Annotated in this window: 14 protein-coding genes; 5 read left to right on the top strand and 9 right to left on the bottom strand. The window is 36.9% G+C overall.

The genetic code is table 11. From position 1 onward, the window contains the following. Positions 1 to 5: 5 nt before the first annotated feature. Together I6U49_RS09985 and I6U49_RS09980 are read right to left on the bottom strand one after the other, a co-directional pair. Entirely contained in the window at positions 6 to 1,235 is a 1,230-nt protein-coding gene (locus I6U49_RS09985; RefSeq protein ID WP_198628566.1) for a nucleoside permease, read from the bottom strand. A gap of 15 nt (positions 1,236 to 1,250) precedes the next feature. Beyond that, entirely contained in the window at positions 1,251 to 2,258 is a 1,008-nt protein-coding gene (locus I6U49_RS09980) for a sugar phosphate isomerase/epimerase family protein (protein ID WP_198628565.1), read from the bottom strand. Positions 2,259 to 2,407: 149 nt separating this feature from the next. On the opposite strand from I6U49_RS09980, the gene I6U49_RS09975 reads away from it, so the two are divergent. Together I6U49_RS09975 and I6U49_RS09970 are read left to right on the top strand one after the other, a co-directional pair. Beyond that, positions 2,408 to 4,111 (top strand): GMC oxidoreductase, encoded by a 1,704-nt coding sequence (locus I6U49_RS09975; RefSeq protein ID WP_198628564.1) that lies wholly within the window; start codon positions 2,408 to 2,410, stop codon positions 4,109 to 4,111. A gap of 10 nt (positions 4,112 to 4,121) precedes the next feature. Then, positions 4,122 to 4,766, top strand: a complete 645-nt coding sequence (locus I6U49_RS09970) for a gluconate 2-dehydrogenase subunit 3 family protein (RefSeq protein WP_193710797.1) — start codon at positions 4,122 to 4,124, stop codon at positions 4,764 to 4,766. A gap of 251 nt (positions 4,767 to 5,017) precedes the next feature. On the opposite strand, the gene I6U49_RS09965 is transcribed toward I6U49_RS09970, so the two are convergent. Then, entirely contained in the window at positions 5,018 to 5,890 is an 873-nt protein-coding gene (locus I6U49_RS09965) for a diacylglycerol/lipid kinase family protein (protein WP_198628563.1), read from the bottom strand. Positions 5,891 to 5,958: 68 nt separating this feature from the next. Between I6U49_RS09965 and I6U49_RS09960 the strand changes: the two genes are divergently transcribed. Next, positions 5,959 to 6,924, top strand: a complete 966-nt coding sequence (locus I6U49_RS09960) for an App1 family protein (protein WP_198628562.1) — start codon at positions 5,959 to 5,961, stop codon at positions 6,922 to 6,924. A 59-nt stretch (positions 6,925 to 6,983) separates the two neighbouring features. After that, entirely contained in the window at positions 6,984 to 9,110 is a 2,127-nt protein-coding gene (locus I6U49_RS09955) for a Tex family protein (protein WP_198628561.1), read from the top strand. A 135-nt stretch (positions 9,111 to 9,245) separates the two neighbouring features. On the opposite strand, the gene I6U49_RS09950 is transcribed toward I6U49_RS09955, so the two are convergent. From I6U49_RS09950 to I6U49_RS09940, 3 genes are all read right to left on the bottom strand, one after another. Further along, positions 9,246 to 10,595: a M28 family metallopeptidase gene (locus I6U49_RS09950; protein ID WP_198628560.1), complete on the bottom strand. Its 1,350-nt coding sequence runs from the start codon at positions 10,593 to 10,595 to the stop codon at positions 9,246 to 9,248. Between the two features lie 139 nt (positions 10,596 to 10,734). Continuing rightward, on the bottom strand, positions 10,735 to 11,022 hold the full coding sequence (locus tag I6U49_RS09945; protein ID WP_193710802.1) for a YtxH domain-containing protein: 288 nt from the start codon (positions 11,020 to 11,022) through the stop codon (positions 10,735 to 10,737). Between the two features lie 138 nt (positions 11,023 to 11,160). Then, positions 11,161 to 13,374, bottom strand: a complete 2,214-nt coding sequence (locus I6U49_RS09940) for a bifunctional alpha,alpha-trehalose-phosphate synthase (UDP-forming)/trehalose-phosphatase (protein ID WP_198628559.1) — start codon at positions 13,372 to 13,374, stop codon at positions 11,161 to 11,163. 96 nt (positions 13,375 to 13,470) lie between these two features. On the opposite strand from I6U49_RS09940, the gene I6U49_RS09935 reads away from it, so the two are divergent. After that, positions 13,471 to 15,270, top strand: a complete 1,800-nt coding sequence (locus I6U49_RS09935; protein WP_193710804.1) for a glycoside hydrolase family 15 protein — start codon at positions 13,471 to 13,473, stop codon at positions 15,268 to 15,270. 218 nt (positions 15,271 to 15,488) lie between these two features. On the opposite strand, the gene I6U49_RS09930 is transcribed toward I6U49_RS09935, so the two are convergent. From I6U49_RS09930 to I6U49_RS09920, 3 genes are all read right to left on the bottom strand, one after another. Next, positions 15,489 to 17,261 carry a mechanosensitive ion channel family protein gene (locus I6U49_RS09930; RefSeq protein ID WP_198628558.1) on the bottom strand — a complete coding sequence of 591 codons (1,773 nt, stop codon included), beginning with the start codon at positions 17,259 to 17,261 and terminating at the stop codon, positions 15,489 to 15,491. Between the two features lie 113 nt (positions 17,262 to 17,374). Beyond that, complete coding sequence (locus tag I6U49_RS09925) at positions 17,375 to 19,189, bottom strand: acyl-CoA dehydrogenase family protein (protein WP_198628557.1); 1,815 nt, start codon at positions 19,187 to 19,189, stop codon at positions 17,375 to 17,377. 102 nt (positions 19,190 to 19,291) lie between these two features. Further along, entirely contained in the window at positions 19,292 to 19,612 is a 321-nt protein-coding gene (locus tag I6U49_RS09920) for a four helix bundle protein (RefSeq protein WP_198628556.1), read from the bottom strand. Between the last annotated feature and the right edge of the window lie 7 nt (positions 19,613 to 19,619).

Here is a 19,619-nt window from a genome sequence, read left to right as displayed (position 1 = left end):
ATATTTCAATATCTTTTTTTTTCTATTTTTTCATTTTTGAAGAAAATAGCAAATATTATCATTACTACAAAAGCAAATCCTGCGGGAACTACCCATATTTGTTGCCAGTCGTGACTACCATCGGCGTTTAGATAAAGATCACTTATTTGTCCTGCTACCCAAAAACCAATTAACATACCTACACCATAAGTAGCCAGGGTAATCAAGCCCTGCGCAGCACTTTTAATTTTTGGCCCGGCTTTGGAATCGGTATAGATTTGCCCGGAAACAAAGAAAAAGTCGTAACAAATACCGTGGAGTGCAATTCCTATAATTAGCATAAAAGTAAGTTCTCCGGCATCGCCATAAGCGAATAGTAAATAACGTACCACCCAGGCTAACATTCCGGCAAGTAAAGTAATTTTGAATCCGTATTTCTTAAAAAAGAAAGGCAATAACAAAAGAAATAAGGCTTCAGAAATTTGGCCAATAGACATCATAAAAGTTGGATCTTCCATACCAACTTCTGAAAGGAATGGGTTTGCATTTTGGTAATAAAAGGCCAATGGGATACAAATTAAAACCGATGAAATAAAAAACATCAAAAAGTTTTTTCCTTTAAGTAGAGCAAGTGCTTCCAGGCCTAAAATATCAGATAACGTAACTTTTTCCCCTTTACTGCTGGGAGGGGTTTTAGGCAGTGTAAAGCTAAATAAGCCTAAAATTGCAGAAGCAACTGCAGCCATTAAAAAGGTATATTTTAGCATTCCTTCTTCGCGGGCTATAGCAGAGTCCCAGCCAAATACAAGACTAATTACCACTCCCGAAATAATCCATCCAAGGGTTCCAAAAACCCTAATTCCGGAAAATTGTTTGGAAGGGTCTGTCATTTGGTAAAAGGATATAGAATTTACCAAAGCCAGGGTAGGCATATAAATAATCATATAACCTAATACAAAGGGATAGAAATTAGTAAAATCTTCAGATTGGAACATCATATAAAGCAAAACTGCACCTGCAAGATGAAGGAAGCCCAAAATACGTTCGGCATTAAAAAAGCGGTCGGCGATTAATCCAATTATAAAGGGAGCTATAATGGCCCCCCATGATTGTGTAGAAAAAGCCATACCTGTTTGTGCACCGGTAGCACTTAAATTTTGTCCTAAAAATGTTCCTAAGGTTACAAACCATCCGCCCCAAATAAAAAATTCGAGGAACATCATGGTTGAAAGTTGAATTCTGGTTAAAATTTTCATTATCTCCGGTTACTTCTATTGATTATTTAGTTTACTCCCAACTTCTATTAAAAGCTCTTTGGTGGCTTTAATGCCTTCTTCTGGAGATAAATTTTGACCTTCATATTCTACACCAATAAATCCGGTGTATCCTGCGTCATATACAGTTTTAAGTATTCTTTCATAATCCAGCGTGGTTTCTTCGCCTTGTTCATTAAAATCGTAAGATTTTGCACTTACGGCCAAAGCGTGAGGCATCATTTCTTCTATCCCCTGGTATTTGGGGTATTCTTCAACGCAGGAGGCGTCCCAACGCTCACCACCTTTTCTTTTAAGGCAGAAATTTCCAAAATCAGGTAGTGTCCCACAGTTTTCCATATTAACATCTTCAATAATTTCTACTAATAGTGCAGCATTGGAGGATAGGTAACCGTGATTTTCAACTAAAATGTTAACATTTTTTTCTGCTGCATATTCACTAAGAGCTTTTAATCCTTTAGTTGCAGCGGTTTTCCATTCTTCCGGTTCGTCGGTACCAAAAAGGTTTACCCTAATTGACTCGGCTCCCAGGAAATTAGCGGCATCAACCCATTTTTTATGATTTTCAACTGCTTTTTCACGTTCGTTTTGGTCTGGACTGGCCAATTCGCCTTCACCATCAACCATTATTAATACGTTTTCTACATTAAATTCTTCACTTTTTACTTTTAGAGTATCTAAGACCTGTTGCAAAGCTTCTTCAGGATTTTCGGCATCTTTAATCTTTTGCGCATAAAAACTACTCACATATTCAATACCTTCAAAACCCAAATCATTTGCTTTTTCAGCAAAATCCATAGGGTCTAAATCGCCTGCAAAAATAGGTTTGTTAAGAGACCATTGTGCTAGAGAAAGTTTAAAAAAAGGTTCTTTTGTTACTTCTGAACTAGCTTCGGTGGTTGCCGTACTTTCTTTTTGTGATTTTTGATCTTTACAGGAAGAAATTCCGAGGAATAATAAAAGCATAAGGGAAATTGAAAAAAAATTGGTTGAGGTAATTTTCATAAGATAAGTTTAAGTGTTACGAAATGTAATTTTACTGATATTTTTGGAATCTTAAAAGTATACTTTTTTTTAAAGAAGTAAAATTATAAGCATAAATTTATATATTTGGAAGGATTCGATTAACTAAATTATTAATTAACTACAGGAGAGTGAGCAATTATTATGAAAATGACACTTATGATGCAATAGTCGTAGGTACCGGAATTAGCGGTGGTTGGGCCGCGAAAGAGCTTAGTGAAAAAGGATTTAAAACCCTGGTGTTGGAAAGGGGGCGTATGGTAAAACATATTGAAGATTATCCTACAATGAACGATGATCCCTGGGATTATAAGCATAAAGGACAGTTAACAAGGGAGGAAAAGAAACGCCAGGAGAAGCAATCCCGTACAGGTTACACTACCAATAAAGCCAGTGCACATTGGTTCGTAGATGATATTAAGCACCCTTATAATGAAACTAAAAGATTCGATTGGATGCGTGGTTACCACGTGGGAGGTAGGTCTATTATGTGGGGAAGGCATAGTTATCGTTTAAGCGATTTAGATTTTACTGCGAATAAAACTGATGGTCACGGAGTAGATTGGCCCATTCGTTATAAAGATATTGCACCCTGGTATGACTATGTAGAGTCTTATATAGGGGTAAGTGGTGAAAATCTTGGTTTAAGTCAATTGCCAGATGGAAAGTTTCTTCCACAAATGCCACTTAATTGCGTAGAAGACCACCTTAGAAAAAGTATGTCAGAGAATTTTAGTGATGGTAGGGTGTTAACAGCAGGGCGTGTTGCACATCTTACAGGTAATAAGGAATTTGAAGGTCGTTCTAATTGTCAATTCCGAAATCGTTGTATTAGAGGTTGTCCTTATGGCGGGTATTTTAGTAGTAATTCATCTACTTTGCCGGCAGCCGAGCGTTCGGGCAATATGACATTAAGACCAAACTCTATAGTTAGCGAAGTCCTGTACGATGCCGATAAAAAACGTGCTACAGGAGTTAAAGTTATAGATACCGAAACTAAGGAGGAAATTGAATATAAGGCGAACGTGATTTTTCTTTGTGCTTCTGCTATTGCCTCCACAAGTATTCTAATGCAATCAAAATCAGATAGGTTTGAGAATGGTATGGGGAACGATAGTGGGGAATTAGGTCATAACTTAATGGATCATCACTTTCGCGCCGGAGCTTCAGGAAAGTATGATGGTTTTGAAGATCAATATTATAAAGGCCGAAAACCAAACGGTATTTACTTACCGCGATTTAGAAACTTAAAAGCTGGAGATAATCTTGATTTTAAACGAGGATATGGTTACCAGGGAGGTGCCGGTAGGGGAGACTGGAGCCAGAGCATTGCTGAAGCCTCTTATGGCAAAGAGTTGAAAGAAGCCATTGTAAAACCCGGAGGTTGGACTATGGGATTAATGGGCTTTGGGGAGACTTTGCCTTATCATGAAAATAAAATGACCCTGGATTATAACAAAACAGACGAATGGGGCCTTCCTACTGTAACTTTTGATGCCGAGTTTAAAGAAAATGAACTTAAAATGAGAAAGGATATGGTAAACCAGGCTGTTGAGATGCTTGAGAAAGGTGGATTTAGGGATGTTAGGCCTTATGATTATTTAGGAGCACCAGGTCTTGGAATACACGAAATGGGGACAGCCAGAATGGGAAGAGATCCTAAAACATCGGTTTTAAACGCTAATAACCAAATACATGCCGTTCCAAATGTATATGTTACCGATGGATCTTTTATGACCTCTGCCGGTTGCCAAAACCCATCATTAACTTATATGGCGATGACCGCAAGAGCGGCAGACCATGCTTCAAAGAACTTTAAAACATCTAACGCTTAATTTTAGGATTATGAACAGAAGACAGGCATTAAAAAACATAGGACTTGGAGCCGGAGCTATAGTTGTTGGCCCTGCAACATTAAATCTTTTGCAAAGTTGTAAAGGTGAATCCGGTTCTAATTGGGAACCCGTTTTTCTAAGCGTTTCTAATGGTTTTGCTTTAAAACAAATATTAGAGGTTATTATACCTAGAACAGATACACCAGGAGCAGAAGACCTAAACATTGCTGAGTTTATAGATTCTTATATGCAGGAAGTAGCTTCTGAAGAACGCCAGAAGAATTTTAAAGAATCTGCCGATGCTTTTTCCAGAGCTTTTAAAAGTCAGTTTAATAAAGAAGAAAGTGAAGGCAGTTTAGAAGAATATGAACAAATTGTGGCCAAGTATTTAAAAGCTACGCAAGCAGAGAGGGATGAGATAGCAAAACGAAATACCGAGACCCAGGATCCACAGGATAAAGATCTGGAAATTACGTTAGATGCCGATGCCGGTTCTCTTGCCTATTTGCAAGAAGTACGTAATATGGGAATATGGGCTTATAAAACCAGTGAAGAAATTGGTGAGAATGTAATGTGGTACGATCCCATTCCGGGGGAATATATTCCTTGCGGTCCGGTTGAGGACTTAGGTGGCGGAAAGGCCATGTCTCTTTAAGTTTAGGAAGCTAAGTGTATAAAAATATGCCCTCGCAATAATTTTTGTTGAGGGCTTTTTTATAATGTTTGGCTAATTGCGTTCAACCCATAATTGAGACTTGATGCTTCAGGGCTTGCCTCGAAATCAAATAATATTTAATCCCTTTTGGCTTGACACGGGGTAATTAACATATTCCCTTTTTTGAAGCAATGTTGAGAAGCTATATAAATGTTTGTTTAAATAGTGATACAGATTGTTTCACGATATTTTTAGGTCATTATTGACAGTTTTTCAGGAGAAATTTTGACATAAATTTCTTCTTCTTCACCAATATATTCACCATCAATTTGAAATGAAACCGGATTTTTACAATAGACTCGTGCTTCTTTTAAAGGAATTATCTCTACAAATTCAGAATTCACTTCGGTTTCGTTACGTAGAGTTTTTAAGATTTCAAGCATATTGAAATTCTTAAACAAAAGAAGCTCAAAAACACCATCATCAATTTTTCCTTTAGGATTTACATTGGCACCGGTGCCATATTTTTTTGCATTGGCAAAAGCCAGTAAGATTCCTTCTTTGGTAAAGCTTTTATCTTCCATTTGAATCTCAAATTCAAATGGATATTTACTATACAATAGGGTGGGGATAGACTGAAGAAGATATCCCATTTTTCCCCTAATTCGAGATTTTTGATAATTTTTTATCAACTCAGCATTTATTCCCAGGTCTCCCATGTGCAAACATAGCTCGCCATTAATCTCCAATACATCCATTTTGGTTACTGTGTTTCCAAAGGCAATATTTAGTTGTTCTTGTAGATCATTGGGAATACCTAAATTAAGGGCAAGCCCATTAGCTGAACCGGCCGGTATTATGGCAATAGGTGTTTTGTGCGGTAATAATGCTTCGGCTACCAGCTTTATAGTTCCATCGCCACCGGCAATTAGAATCCTATCAAAGTTCTCTGAGGCGACCAAATTTTTAATTTTCTTTTGATCATTCTCACCGGTTGTCTGGTAAACTTCTAGCTCTGCATTTAATTTACTAACCTCCGAATCAATTTTTTGATTGATATTTCTTTTATTAATCCCGCCCGAAATGGGATTTACAATCAGTAAAACCTTATCTATTTCTTTCATATAGCTTCAAATATGTTCTTAAAATTAATTATTTTGGAATTAGAAAAATTCAATAAAATTCTAAAATTTTGAAATTAGATCTAAAACTTTATCGCGGTTACGTAAATGACCAGGAGCTTAATGTATATGGACATTTATTTAAATCGTGGGCGCCAGATAAGTATAAGATGGATAGGCGCGGACTTAAACATGCGGTGGCCATTATTCATATGTTTCGCATTAGTCCTTTAGAAAATAAAGAGATCACTTTAAGGTTTAGAGATATTGAGGTTACTACTAAAACCTTAAAAGATGGCTATTTTAGGTTTTCCATTCCATTTTCTGAAGATTTAAAAAGTGGTTGGCACGAATATGAGGTGAGCTGTAATATTAAAAATTTTGGAATGATAGAAAAAGGTGAGTTTTTAAAGCCTCATCCTTCTAAATATGGTATTATTTCAGATATAGACGACACATTCTTAATCTCCCACAGCAACAGTGTTTTTAAGAAACTTTACGTCATGTTGTCCAAGAATATCAATAAACGCCAGACATTTGACGATGTGGTAGAACATTACAAACAATTAAGCCGGGCTGGCCAGGATTTAGAACATGCCTCCAATAGTTTTTTCTATGTTTCCAGTAGTGAGTGGAATTTATATGAATTTGTGAATGAGTTCGCTAAAATGCATGAACTACCCAAAGCGGTCATAAAACTTAAAAAGATTAAAACCGGGATTTCAGATTTTTTATTTACCGGGCGGGGAAGCCACGATCATAAATTTGAAAAAATAAAAGATATAATATCTTTTTATCCTAATATTCCCTACGTTCTACTAGGCGATGACTCTCAGAAAGATGCTGATATTTATGAGCGTATTTGTAAAATTTTTCCGCAGAGCTTAAAAGCGGTTTATATTAGGCAAACGGGTAGAAAGAAAAAACCTAATATCACTGAAATTCTTAGAAACATTGAAAGTCTGGGGGTTAGCATTTGTTACTTTAAACATAGCCATAAGGCTATAGAACATTCACGGGAAGAAGGGATTATTTAATTCTTTTGAACCCTATATTTGCTAAAACCTACATATTATATAATTTGAAATTGCAATAATTGAAAGTACAGGACTATATACAATCTCGCACAAAGCTGGCTGCTAAAAGCATACAAAACACCATCTCACTTTTAGAAGCCGATGCCACCATTCCGTTTATTTCTCGTTATCGGAAAGAGGCCACAGGAAATTTAGATGAAACTGAAATAGAAAAGATTTCTCAACTGCTTAGTACTTTTAAGGAATTGGAAACCCGAAAAAATGCCATCCTTAAATCTATAAAAGAACAGGAGGCATTGACCGAGGCTTTGGTTGATAAAATAAATGAGGCCACAACCTTAGCTGAAGTTGAAGACATTTATTTACCATACAAAAAGAAACGAAAAACCAAAGCAGATACTGCCAGGGAAGCCGGTTTAGAACCACTGGCTAAAATGTTAATGGCCCAGAACTCACCGAATATAGAGAGATCTGCACAACAATTTATTTCTGGAACAATAAAAAGTAAATCTGAAGCATTCGGCGGTGCCGGGCATATTATTGCCGAATGGATTAATGAGAATACTTATGTGAGAAATTCTCTTAGGAGGTTGTATACCCAAAAGGCCTTGCTAAGTACAAAATGGGTAAAAAAGGAGGAAGAACATCCTGAGGCCCCAAAATTTACACAATTTGAGAAATGGGAAGAACCACTTAAAAGAATCCCTTCTCATAGATTTTTAGCGATATATCGTGCCGAAAAATTAGGGATTATTAAGCTTAAAGTTGAAGTCGATAAATTTGATGCTTTAGCCATAATTGAAAAGGCAGTAATTAAAAATGAGGGCTTTTCAGGAGTAAAGTACTTAAAGAATGCAGCAGAAGATGCTTTTACGAGATTGCTTAAAAAATCTTTTGCAACCGAATTTCTTAATGATGCAAAAGAAAAAGCCGATGAAGATGCGATTGCTGTTTTTGCTTCCAACCTCGAGCAATTATTAATGGAAGCACCTTTGGGAAGCAAACGAATTCTGGCTATAGATCCCGGTTTTAGATCTGGTTGCAAAATTGTTTGTTTAGATGAGCAAGGAAATTTACTCTACAATGAAGCCATATTTCCCCACCCGCCACAAAAGAAAATCGATGCTGCTTCAGCAAAAATTAAAAGCCTGGTAAATGCTTATAAAATTCAAGCTATTGCTATAGGGAACGGTACCGCTGCGAGGGAAACCGAACAGTTTATTAAAAATGTTTACTTACCTAAAGAAGTATTGGTTTTTACGGTAAATGAAGCTGGCGCATCGGTATATTCGGCTTCTAAAATAGCCAGGGAAGAATTTCCTAATTATGATGTTACTGTTCGTGGCGCGGTTTCTATTGGCCGAAGATTGAGTGATCCGCTTGCTGAATTGGTGAAAATTGACCCTAAAGCTATTGGGGTAGGGCAATACCAACATGAGGTAGATCAAACAAAACTTAAGGAAAAGCTGGATGTAGTGGTTAAGCGTTGTGTAAATAAAATTGGAGTAAACCTAAATACGGCTAGCAAGGAATTACTTTCTTATGTTTCGGGAATTGGCCCCGGACTGGCGCAAAATATTCTGGAATATAGAAAAGAAAATCACCATTTTGCGAGTCGAAAGGAGTTGCTAAAAGTACCAAGACTTGGTGCAAAGGCTTTTGAGCAAGCAGCCGGATTTTTAAGAATTAGAAATGCTGAAAATCCTTTAGATAATTCGGCAGTACACCCCGAAAGTTATTTTATAGTTGAAAAAATGGCTAAAAGAAATGGTTTAAATCCTGAGGAACTTATAGGAAACAAAAAGGTCTTGGAAAATATAAAGCCCGAAGATTATGTTACGGGAGATTTAGGAGTACCCAGTTTAAAAGATATTTTGCAAGAGCTAGAAAAACCGGGTGTAGATCCCCGGGCCAGGAAAAAGCCTTTTAGCTTTGATTCTTCTATAAAAACCATTGCCGATCTAAAACCGGGTATGTGTTTACCCGGCATTGTCAATAATATTACCAATTTTGGTTGCTTTGTGGATATAGGAATAAAAGAGAGCGGACTTATACATATCTCTAAACTGGCGAATGAATTTGTGAGTGATGTAAATACCGTGGTAAAATTAAATCAGGAAATGGAGGTGACGATCTTATCGGTTGATGAGGATAAGAAGCGAGTCCAACTTTCTTTAATAGATTGATATATTGTAGAATATAATCAAAGCAAACCTCGCAAATTTTAAAATCTGTGAGGTCTCTTTATGAAAGTTTTTTAATGTTTTTTATCGGATTTTTCCGAGGAGAATTAATTTCCAGTTTTGTTTTTTTGTTAAAGTTTAACGAAAAACTCCTGAAGGGAAAACCACCACACTTTCGTGACCATCTTTCCCTACACTTGCAATTCCAAAAAAGTAGTTGTCTATTACGATTCCATCCAGGGTAAATTCATTTACATTACCCACAAAACGCGAGTATTGCCATTGTGCTTCGGTAGTTTCCCTCCAATAAATTTTATAACCTGCAATTTCACCTTCAACTTTATCCCATCTTAATTTTGCCGAGGGTTCTACAATTCCTCCAATCTCTACATTTTTTGGTGCGGGTGGAGCCCAGGCCAGGCTTGCCATATTTATGGCGTTTACTGCGGTAAGCTTTTTGGCATAATCAAAATTTACGCCGGCTACCACATCGCCATATTCTATTCCATTTTCAGTACGAATATCCTGGTGCTGCCGATTATAATTTTCATGTGCTTCCATAATTCTTATTCCGGCAAACCCCAGATCGTTAAAAGGACGATGGTGACCACCTCGGCCAAACCTGTCTAAACGATAAATCATCATTGGGTTCATTTCGGGCATATAGGTTTCTGTGGTTGTATGTACATAGCGAGCAAGTTGACGTGAAATACCATCTACCTCGCCGCCGTAAAACCTACGCCTGTTTCTTTCCCTATCTGTTTCATTTGGAGGAACGGGTTCAGAAAATATTCTAAAAGTACGATTATCGATTACGCCGTCCACTCCTTCAATATTTCCAATCATATCGTTGTTAAGAACACCAATAATTTCCCAATTATTGGCTTTAGCATATTCGGCCAGGCCTTTACCTCCAAAAAGCCCCTGTTCTTCTCCCGAAAGTCCTACATACACTATGCTATTTTCAAATTCGTATTGTGATAAAACCCTGGCGGCTTCCATAGTACCGGCCATCCCACTGGCATTATCGTTGGCGCCGGGAGCATCGGTTTTAAAATCCATGGTATTGCTGGCACGAGAATCTATATCGCCGCTCATGATGATATACCGGTTTGGATATTTTGTTCCTTTTTGAACAGCTACTACATTTACCACCCAGGCATCGTGAGGAATCCGGTCTCCATCTGCTGTGGTCACAAAATCTTTTTGATAAAAAACATCCAAACAATTATCGCAATTTTTAGAAAGATAGTCGAATTCTGATTTTATCCATCTTCGTGCAGCTCCAATTCCGCGTGTGTCAGAGACGGTGTCACTGAAGGTATTCCTGGTACCAAAACCGGCTAGTTTACGAATGTCAGCTTCAATACTATCGGCAGATACATTTTCAATAATATCGTAAATGCGCTGATCGGTTTGTGCGTTTGTTTGCTGAATTAGTAATCCTGAACATAAGAGTAGGGCAAGGGTGGGTATTTTTCTAAGCATAAAACAATTGTGGTTTAAGCTTCTAAAGTACCCAAAGTTTCTTTGATATCACAAAGAATTGCGAATTTGGTAATACTATAAATAAAAAATCCCGGAAATTTTACCGGGATTTTTTATCACATTCTATTTAAAATAGAATTTAGCTAGCTTTCATATTATGAATTTCAGCTTTTGCTTCGTGTGCTTTTTCGTCAACTTTAGATTTAGAAAGGCTAGCTTTGGTTTTGTTCTTTAAGGCATCTACTTTATGACTTAGAGAATTTGAAAATTCATTGAATTTTCCTTTAGTTCCTTCCAATGCTTCATTGCTTGAATCTGAAATCGCCTTTCTCGTATCTGCTCCTTTTTTAGGGGCAAATAACACTCCTAGAGCTGCACCTACAGCTGCTCCTGATATTAATCCTAATAACATTTTTCCTGATTTCATCGATCTAAGTTTTTAAGTTTGGTTCGTATAATTGTTCAATGTAAAAGTAGAAGATATTAGAATGTTTGCCATATTTTAGGAGTTAAGTTATGCATAAACTTTTTTGGTAAATGTCAAGGATTTTAACAGTTTCAAAGCTTAAGAGTTTTCCGCAAATTTATTCAGAATACTCCTTACTCTAGAGGTGTCTTCTACATAATAGCGGGCACTGGTTTTTTTCATCCCAACTTTAACCGTAAAAGATTCTTCAGGGAGTTCTTCAAACATATATTCATCTGTCCAATCATCTCCAATAGCAAAAATGAAATCGTACTTTTTACCAACTAGTTTTTTGTTGGAAGCTTTTCCTTTATTAACTCCGCTACTTTTTATTTCAAGCACTTTATTTCCCTCAAGAACGCTAAGTCCGTGATTAGAAATCAACTCTTTTAAAACATTAGAAAGTTCATTAGCCCTTATTTCTCCTAATTCCGGATCGGCTTTTCTGTAGTGCCATGCCAATGAATAATTCTTATCCTCAATAAAAGTACCGGGTGTTCTATCTACAAAGGTTTCGATTACCGGTCTTACCGTACTCATCCAATCGTTATTTACATTTTCAGAAAGTTCCCATTCCGAGTTTTTTTGACGCATCCAAACACCATGTTCCGAAATAAGTTCTACAGGAATTTCCTGCCACCAGGAACCCAGGGTGTCTTTGTCCCGGCCACTAATAAGGATTACATCGGTATTTTCGGATTCGTTTAATTTATGAACCAAATCAATTAATTCTTGATCGGGTTTTGCTTTTTCAGGCTTGTCTGTAAAGTTGACTAGAGTTCCATCGTAATCAAGGAATAGGATTCTACTCTCTGCATTTTTAAATTTCTCCAAAATTTCATCTGAAACTTTAGAAGATATCCTTGTAGCTTTAAATGCTTCTCGATCCTGACTTGTGTCTTTTAGTGCCTTCATAAAATCATTGGCCCATTTTTCTACGCTGTAACGTTTTAATCGCTTTTGAAGTGTTTTATTTCGTTGCTGTTGTTCTTCATTTGGCATTTCTATAGCCTGGATTAAAGCTTCTGAAATTTGCTGGAAATTATTGGGGTTTATTATTAATGCTTCATTCATTTCGTGAGCGGCCCCGGCCATTTCGCTTAAAATAAGCACCCCGGTTTGGTTTATTCGGGTAGCTACAAATTCTTTGGCTACCAGGTTCATTCCATCTCTTATTGGCGTTAATAATGCAATGTCGCAACTGGTGTAAAGATCTATTAAGTTTTCAAAAGGCATAGAACGATAGAAATACCAGATAGGAGTCCAGCTTACGGTAGAAAATTTTCCATTTATTCTTCCTACCAACTCATCTATTTCCCTTTTTAATCGTTGATATTGAGGAACATTAGATCTTGAGGGCACTGCAAGCATTACCAATCTCACTTTTTCAATAAACTCTGGGTGGTTATCCAGGAAATATTCAAAGGCACGAATTCTGTTGGCAATTCCTTTTGTATAATCTAAGCGGTCTATGCTTAAAATAAGTTTTGCATTAGGGGTCTCGCTTGCATGATGATCTAACCGCCTTTGTAATTCTGTACGCTGTTCTTCAGTATTTTTAAAATGCTCATGGGCGGCATTTTCAAATTTCTTATAGTCTATACCCATGGGGAAAGAATCTACTTTTACAATCCTTTCCGGAAGTGTGATTTCATTAAAATTCACCTGATGCCTTAAAATTCGGCTTACCGAACTTAAAAAATGTCGCTCATAATCATAGGTATGAAAGCCTATTAAATCGGCGCCCAGTACACCTTTTAACACTTCATCACGCCAGGGTAGTGTTCTAAAAACTTCATAAGAAGGAAAAGGAATATGATTAAAAAAACCAATTGTTGCTTCGGGTTGTTTTTCCCTAATCATATTAGGTACTAAAAGCAATTGATAGTCGTGCACCCAAATGTGATCACCGTCTTTATAATGTTTCAGTACTTCATCTGCATATTTTCTATTTACGCTTTTATAGGTTTCCCAGTGCTCTTTATCGGCTTCGGTATATTCCATAAAATAGTGAAAAAGCGGCCAAATAGTTCGATTGCTGAATCCAAAATAGAAACCTTCAATTTCTTCTTCACTAAGATTTACCGCAACACAATTTTCTTTTCGGGCTTTTTCTTTAACATCTTTCAAAAGATTTTCCGGGATTTCTTCTTTTGTGAGTCCGCTCCAGCCTATCCAAATACTATCACCATCCTTATGGAAAGATTTTAAGCCGGTTGCCAGTCCGCCAACACTTGGAGTGACCTCCAGATGATTATTTTCTAAACTAATTTGTAAGGGTAATCTATTGGAAATTATTATCGTTTTACTCATAATTAAATGTGAATGGCGTTGTTGCGAATTTGATTTTTATTAAATTTCCGAAAATCATTTTACACTACAAGTCTTTTTAAAGAATTTTAAGAGTATATGGAGAATTTAGATTACGGAATTATAGGGAATTGTAAAAGTGCTGCATTGATTTCAAAAACGGGATCATTAGACTGGTGTTGTTTGCCAAATTTCGATTCTTCGGCTGTTTTTGCCAAGTTATTGGATGAGAAGGTTGGAGGCAGTTTTGAGTTTATAGTAGACGATTCCTATAAAATTACCCAGGAATATCTTTGGGAAACCAATATTTTAAATACCCAATTTAATGATGGTGAAAATTCTTTTCAGGTTATAGATTTTATGCCTAGATATCCACGAGAGGACGGGTCTTTTTATGCGCCGCCAGATATAATTAGATTTATTCGTTTAACAGGGGGCAGACCTAAGTTTAGAATTAAATACGATCCTCGTTTAGATTTTTCTCGCGAGAAAACATATAATAATCTAAAGGAAAATTATATTAAAAGCTATACCAAAGAAGGTAAGTACGACTCTCTTTTCTTTTATTCCAGTTTAGACCTGAATGACATTTTAGAACAAAACGAGATCGAATTAACCGGAAACGCATACTGCTTAATTGGGTATCACGAGAAGCTTATAACGCAAACTTTAGATCGTTCTTATTTGAAATTTCAACGAACCAAGACCTATTGGATGAATTGGAGTGCAAAAACTACCCGATATACGCATTATGAAAATGAAATAATGCGAAGTGCACTGGTTTTAAAATGCCTTAGTTATAAAAAATCGGGTGCTGTTTTGGCGGCCGCAACCACCTCTTTACCCGAAACTATCGGGGAAGAAAGAAATTGGGACTATCGTTTTTGTTGGATTCGTGATGCCTCTATGGTAATTAAAGTAATGGCCGGCCTTGGGCATATAAAATCGGCTAAAGATTTTCTTCAGTTTATCATAGATATTATCCCCGATAAGGATGAGAAAATCCAGATTATGTATGGGATAAATGGCGAAAAAGAGCTCACTGAGCATATTTTAGATCATTTATCTGGTTATAAAAACTCTCACCCGGTAAGAACCGGCAATGCGGCTTATATCCAAAAGCAAAATGATATCTACGGAATTTTGATGGAGGTAATTTACCAGCAATTTAACCAGTTTGAAACCTCTTTAGAGAATTCTGAAGAACTCTGGACGGTGGTACGCGGTATTGTAAGTATTGTAGAAGAAAACTGGAAAAAGCCTGATAAAGGAATTTGGGAATTACGTACTGAAGACCGGCACTTTGTGTTCTCAAAACTTTTATGTTGGGTAGCGATAGACCGGGCTATAAAAATTGGAGAGGTTTTAAGAATGGGTATTAATGATACACATTGGAAATCTCTACGTGCCGAAATTTATAATGATATTTATAAAAACGGCTGGAATGAAGAAGTGCAGGCCTATACACAATATTATGGTTCTAAAGATTTAGATGCTTCTACTTTACTAATGGAGCAATATGGCTTTATTGAAGCTAAAGACCCCAGATTTGTAAGCACCGTGAAAGCAACCGAAAAAGAGTTGTGCAAAGATGGACTCATGTACCGCTATAAAAATAAAGATGATTTTGGCGAGCCAACTTCTTCTTTTACAATCTGTACTTTTTGGCTTATAGATAGTCTATTTAAAATAGGGGAGAAGAAGAAAGCCAAAAAAATGTTCGATCAATTACTTTCTTATAGCAACCACCTGGGGCTATTTAGTGAAGATATAGACTTTGAAACCAAAAGGTTGTTGGGGAATTTTCCGCAGGCGTATTCTCATTTGGCGTTGATAGAAACCGCTGCTAATTTTAGCATTGGAACAAGTTCAGAGGAAAGCTGGCTTAGCGAGTTTTAATTAAAAGAGCATTATCTAATTGTGGAGCTTAATTTTTTATTGGCACCGAACATCCCGGGGCTTCCTCAAAATTAAAAATTTGTTTCCAATGAATGCCTCGTGGGCTTTCCCCGAGATAGTTTACTATAGGAAGAAGTTTAGACAGATTTTATTTTATATAAATCTAAGGCTTCTTCCTGCAAATTCATAGATTAAAACCGGCAGCTACTTTAAGTCAATTATTCGTTTGGTTTTTTAATGTTTTTAGAATTGAAATGTGGCTCTTTTACCTCTACACGAGAGCGCGTTAAGTAAATTCCTTCTTCTAACTCTTTAATATAAGCAACCATTTGTTCCCTTAGTTTACAGTGTAGGTCCCAGGCCATAACTGCTGTACTGGCGCTACAAATTGCTCTTACTTTTAAAGATTTTTCAGTCATTTCTGTAACCTGTAATATAGGTGGATGCTCTTTATCCCACTCTTCAGAATTTTCGAGTAATTCTTTAAATTTCATTCTAAGTTTTTCAACATCTACTCTATAATCTACATAAAGTTCTATTTCATTTAAAGAATGGGGACTGGTTATAGAAAGATTCTCAAAAGTATCAGAAATTATTGTTTTTAAAGGTACCACCAGTCTTCTAAGATCCCAGGTTCTAACAATCATATAAGTAAAACGAATATCCTCAACATAGCCCCAGCGTCCCTCAATAATTACGGTATCCCCAATCCTGGCAGGTTTGGTAAGGGCAATTTGAATTCCGGCAATAATATTTCCCAGGGTGCTTTGCGCTGCAATACCTAAGATTATGGTTGCTAATCCTGCCGAAGCTAACATGGAAATTCCAAGTTTCTCCATAGATCTAAATTGAGATAGGATAATGGAGGTGCCAATAATTACCACCGTAAAAGTTAAAATTCTTCTGGCTACCGACAAATAGGTGAAAAGTTGCCTGGACTCATGACTGTTTTCTGAGGTAAGATCGCCAATTTTATGTTCGGCAACGTAGCGCATTGCAAAATCTAATATTCGCATAAAAAACCAGGTTCCGGATGCTATTACAATTGCAAGTAAAAGGGCATAAATAGTACTTGAATAGGCCCCGGAATAGGATATGAGTTCATTAAGACTAATATAGAAGAAGAGCACACCCGTAGCTAAGGCAGCCGGAACGCCTAACTTTTTGGATAGAGCCATAATGAGCGGTTTGTTAAATGAAAGGGCAATTCTTCTAATTAAAAGAATAGCTACCTTTCCCAACATATACGAGAATATTAGCAATATAAAAGTTAGCACCGGCTTCCATAGGGGAACGGTACCTATTTTTGCCTGTGACCAAGTTGGCATATAGCGGTCTAAAAAAGTAGGGCCGTAGACCTGGTATAAATCTTCAGTATTCTCAACAGTGTTCGCAGAAATTAACCAAAAAGCCCCATAATCTTTATATTTTACTCTTTGTAGCCTAAAAATTATATCACGATTTTCTATTGCTGCCTCGCCAAAAACCACACTTCTTCTGGGGGCACCTGCTACTGCCTGGTTGGTAGTTGTACTAATATCTACCTGCCCGTCTGGCCTGTCTGAAATACCATCCCAATTAATTGCCACGCGCTGATCCATGACAAAATATAGTTTTTGAGCGATGTTAATCGCTTCTTCTTCAGTTAAGTTGTTAGGGAACAAATTAAAATTTAAAGCATAAGCGGCATTTTTAAAATTTTTGTTCCTACAGTTAATTACAAAATGTTCCAGGGTAGCCTGGGGAGTTTGTAAGTTAAATTTGTTTGGGGCTAAACCTAAAGGATTATTTAATCGCGTAAGTTGATAATAGGCCTCATTGTAGTCTTCTAAGCTATTAGGGAGATAGTTTGATTTGTTTGGTTCATTTATTTTTTCTTCTGAAGGAAGCTCTTTGGAATTAGCTACCGAGTCTGCTTGAAATGCGTATATTGAAATGGGTAGCAAAAAAATGCTGAAACTTAAAAATAACCATTTTAATTGGTTGCTCATACCTTTTTAATGAAGTTTATTTAAAAATTGCTAATGGATTATTTTTAAAATTAAGCAATAAAAAAAAGACCGTCTAAATTTGACGGTCTTTTAAAATAGATTTATCAGAATTTTCAGAAACAATATTTATTTTCTGAAGTAAGTTTTTCAGCAATAGTATTTCTTAATTCTACAACATTTGGCATTCGGTCGTACTTGGTGAAACGCTTAAGACCCATGAGCATCATACGCTGCTCGTCTCCTTCAGCAAAAGATGCAATTCCCTCTTTGGCTTTTTGATTAACCGTATCTACAGCGTGGTATAGATACAATTTCGCCATGGCAATTTCTTCTTTTTGTGCCTCTTCGCCAAAACGCTTTGCATTTTTTTCGGCTCTTAAAATACCAGATTCGGCCATATAAGCTTCGATAAGTATATCTGAAGCAGCAAGAAGCAATTGTTGGTGCTCTTCTAAATCCTGACCAAATTTTTGAACTGCACTACCGGCTACCATCAGAAAAACTTTTTTCAGTTTTTTGATCATATCTTTTTCCTCGGCGAATGATTCATTATAGTCTGGCTTATCCATAGAAGGTATACCTGTAAGTTCTTCGCCCACCGCCTGCGCTGGTCCTAAAAGATCTACATGGCCTTTCATTGCTTTTTTAATAAGCATACCTACAGCCAACATTCTATTAATCTCATTGGTGCCTTCATAAATTCGGGCAATTCTGGCGTCTCTCCAGGCAGATTCCATAGGGGTGTCGGCAGAGAATCCCATACCTCCCAATACCTGAATACCTTCATCACTACAATTTTGAATATCCTCAGAACAAGCAACCTTTAAAATGGAACATTCTATGGCATATTCTTCAAAAGTCTTTAATTCAGCATCGGCATGAGACTGGCCATCCTGTAAGCGAAGGTTTATTCTATCTTCAATATTTTTTGCAGCCCGGTAACAAGCAGCTTCCCCAACATAAGCTGAGGTAGCCATTTCGGCAAGTTTAGATTTTATAGCACCAAACTTTGCAATAGGTGTTTTAAATTGTACCCGGTCGTTAGCATATTTAACGGCTTCTTCGGTTACTCTTCGCTGTGCTTCTAAAGATGCGGCAGCCAACTTAATTCGGCCTACGTTAAGGGCATTCATCGCAATTTTAAACCCGTTCCCTCGTTCCGAAAGCATATTTTCAGCCGGAACTACGGTATCATTAAAGAACACCTGTCGGGTAGATGAAGCGTGGATTCCCAATTTCTTTTCTTCTTCCCCAAAGGTGATTCCGTTAGGGTTTTCCTTGTCATACTCTACGATAAAGCCCGTAATATTTTTATCGTCCTTAATACGGGCAAAAACAATAAAAACGCTTGCGAATCCTGCATTAGAGATCCACATCTTTTGGCCGTTTATTTTATAGCTTTTTCCGTCGTCGGTAAGCTCGGCTTTGGTTTTTCCCGAATTGGCGTCACTTCCGGCTCCCGGTTCGGTTAAACAGTAGGCACCAAACCATTCGCCTGTAGCTAATTTAGGAACGTATTTTTTGCGTTGCTCTTCATTTCCATATAGTAGAATTGGTAGCGTTCCAATGCCGGTATGGGCTCCAAACGCAGTTGCTATAGATCCCGTTGCTCCCGAAATATAATCGCAAACAAGCATTGTTGAAACGAAGCCCATGCCAAGACCTTCATATTCCTCGGGTACAGCAACTCCTAAAAAGCCCAGTTCTCCTGCTTTTTGCATTACTTCTTCAGTAAGGGCGTAGTTCTTTTTCTCAAATTCTTCTTTTTTCGGCCAGATCTCCCGATCTACAAATTCCTTTACCGAATCACGCATCATTTTTTGCTCCTCTGTAAAATCTTCGGGCGTAAATATATCTTCTGCTTTGGTTTCCTTTACCAGGAATTGACCACCGCGGAGAAACTCATTTTTATTTTCTGTTGTTTCCATTATTTTGATGTTATTTTTAATTTTTCTTGGAATTAAGTATCCGAATACAGGAGTCAGGATTCAAGACTTGTCTAATCCGTCTATAAATCGTGAAATCATTTTTTATATTTCCTGAATTTTCAATTCACATTCTTTAAATCTTTCTTCTGAAATATATTTTTCTGAATAAGCAATTATTAATTGGGTTTCCCACTCAAAAGCTGAACCGAGACTATTTTCAAGGTATTGTATAAAATGTCTATTAGTTCTTTTACTCGTTCCTTCAGCAATATTAGAAGGAATAGAAACCGCACATCTAATTAATTGAGACACAAGATTAAATTTTTCAAAATCGGGAAAATTTCTAACTATTTTATAAGTTTCTTTAATAAGAAACATTCCTTCTTTCCAAATTTTCAATCTTTTGAAATTATGTCTTTGCATCTCTTTA

Origin of the sequence: Salegentibacter maritimus (assembly GCF_016236915.1) — a bacterium.
In the GTDB taxonomy this organism is placed as follows: Bacteria; Bacteroidota; Bacteroidia; order Flavobacteriales; family Flavobacteriaceae; genus Salegentibacter; species Salegentibacter maritimus.
Note: the sequence above shows the minus strand (reverse complement) of the source record. Positions and strands in the feature narration are given on the sequence as shown.

Bases quoted from the DNA above. Each gene is read 5' to 3' on its own strand.
- I6U49_RS09945 (WP_193710802.1), bottom strand. From the start codon at position 11,022: ATGAAATCAGGAAAAATGTTATTAGGATTAATATCAGGAGCAGCTGTA.
- I6U49_RS09965 (WP_198628563.1), bottom strand. From the start codon at position 5,890: ATGAAAGAAATAGATAAGGTTTTACTGATTGTAAATCCCATTTCGGGC.
- I6U49_RS09925 (WP_198628557.1), bottom strand. From the start codon at position 19,189: ATGGAAACAACAGAAAATAAAAATGAGTTTCTCCGCGGTGGTCAATTC.
- I6U49_RS09950 (WP_198628560.1), bottom strand. From the start codon at position 10,595: ATGCTTAGAAAAATACCCACCCTTGCCCTACTCTTATGTTCAGGATTA.
- I6U49_RS09920 (WP_198628556.1), bottom strand. From the start codon at position 19,612: ATGCAAAGACATAATTTCAAAAGATTGAAAATTTGGAAAGAAGGAATG.
- I6U49_RS09970 (WP_193710797.1), top strand. From the start codon at position 4,122: ATGAACAGAAGACAGGCATTAAAAAACATAGGACTTGGAGCCGGAGCT.
- I6U49_RS09935 (WP_193710804.1), top strand. From the start codon at position 13,471: ATGGAGAATTTAGATTACGGAATTATAGGGAATTGTAAAAGTGCTGCA.
- I6U49_RS09980 (WP_198628565.1), bottom strand. From the start codon at position 2,258: ATGAAAATTACCTCAACCAATTTTTTTTCAATTTCCCTTATGCTTTTA.
- I6U49_RS09985 (WP_198628566.1), bottom strand. From the start codon at position 1,235: ATGAAAATTTTAACCAGAATTCAACTTTCAACCATGATGTTCCTCGAA.
- I6U49_RS09940 (WP_198628559.1), bottom strand. From the start codon at position 13,374: ATGAGTAAAACGATAATAATTTCCAATAGATTACCCTTACAAATTAGT.
- I6U49_RS09930 (WP_198628558.1), bottom strand. From the start codon at position 17,261: ATGAGCAACCAATTAAAATGGTTATTTTTAAGTTTCAGCATTTTTTTG.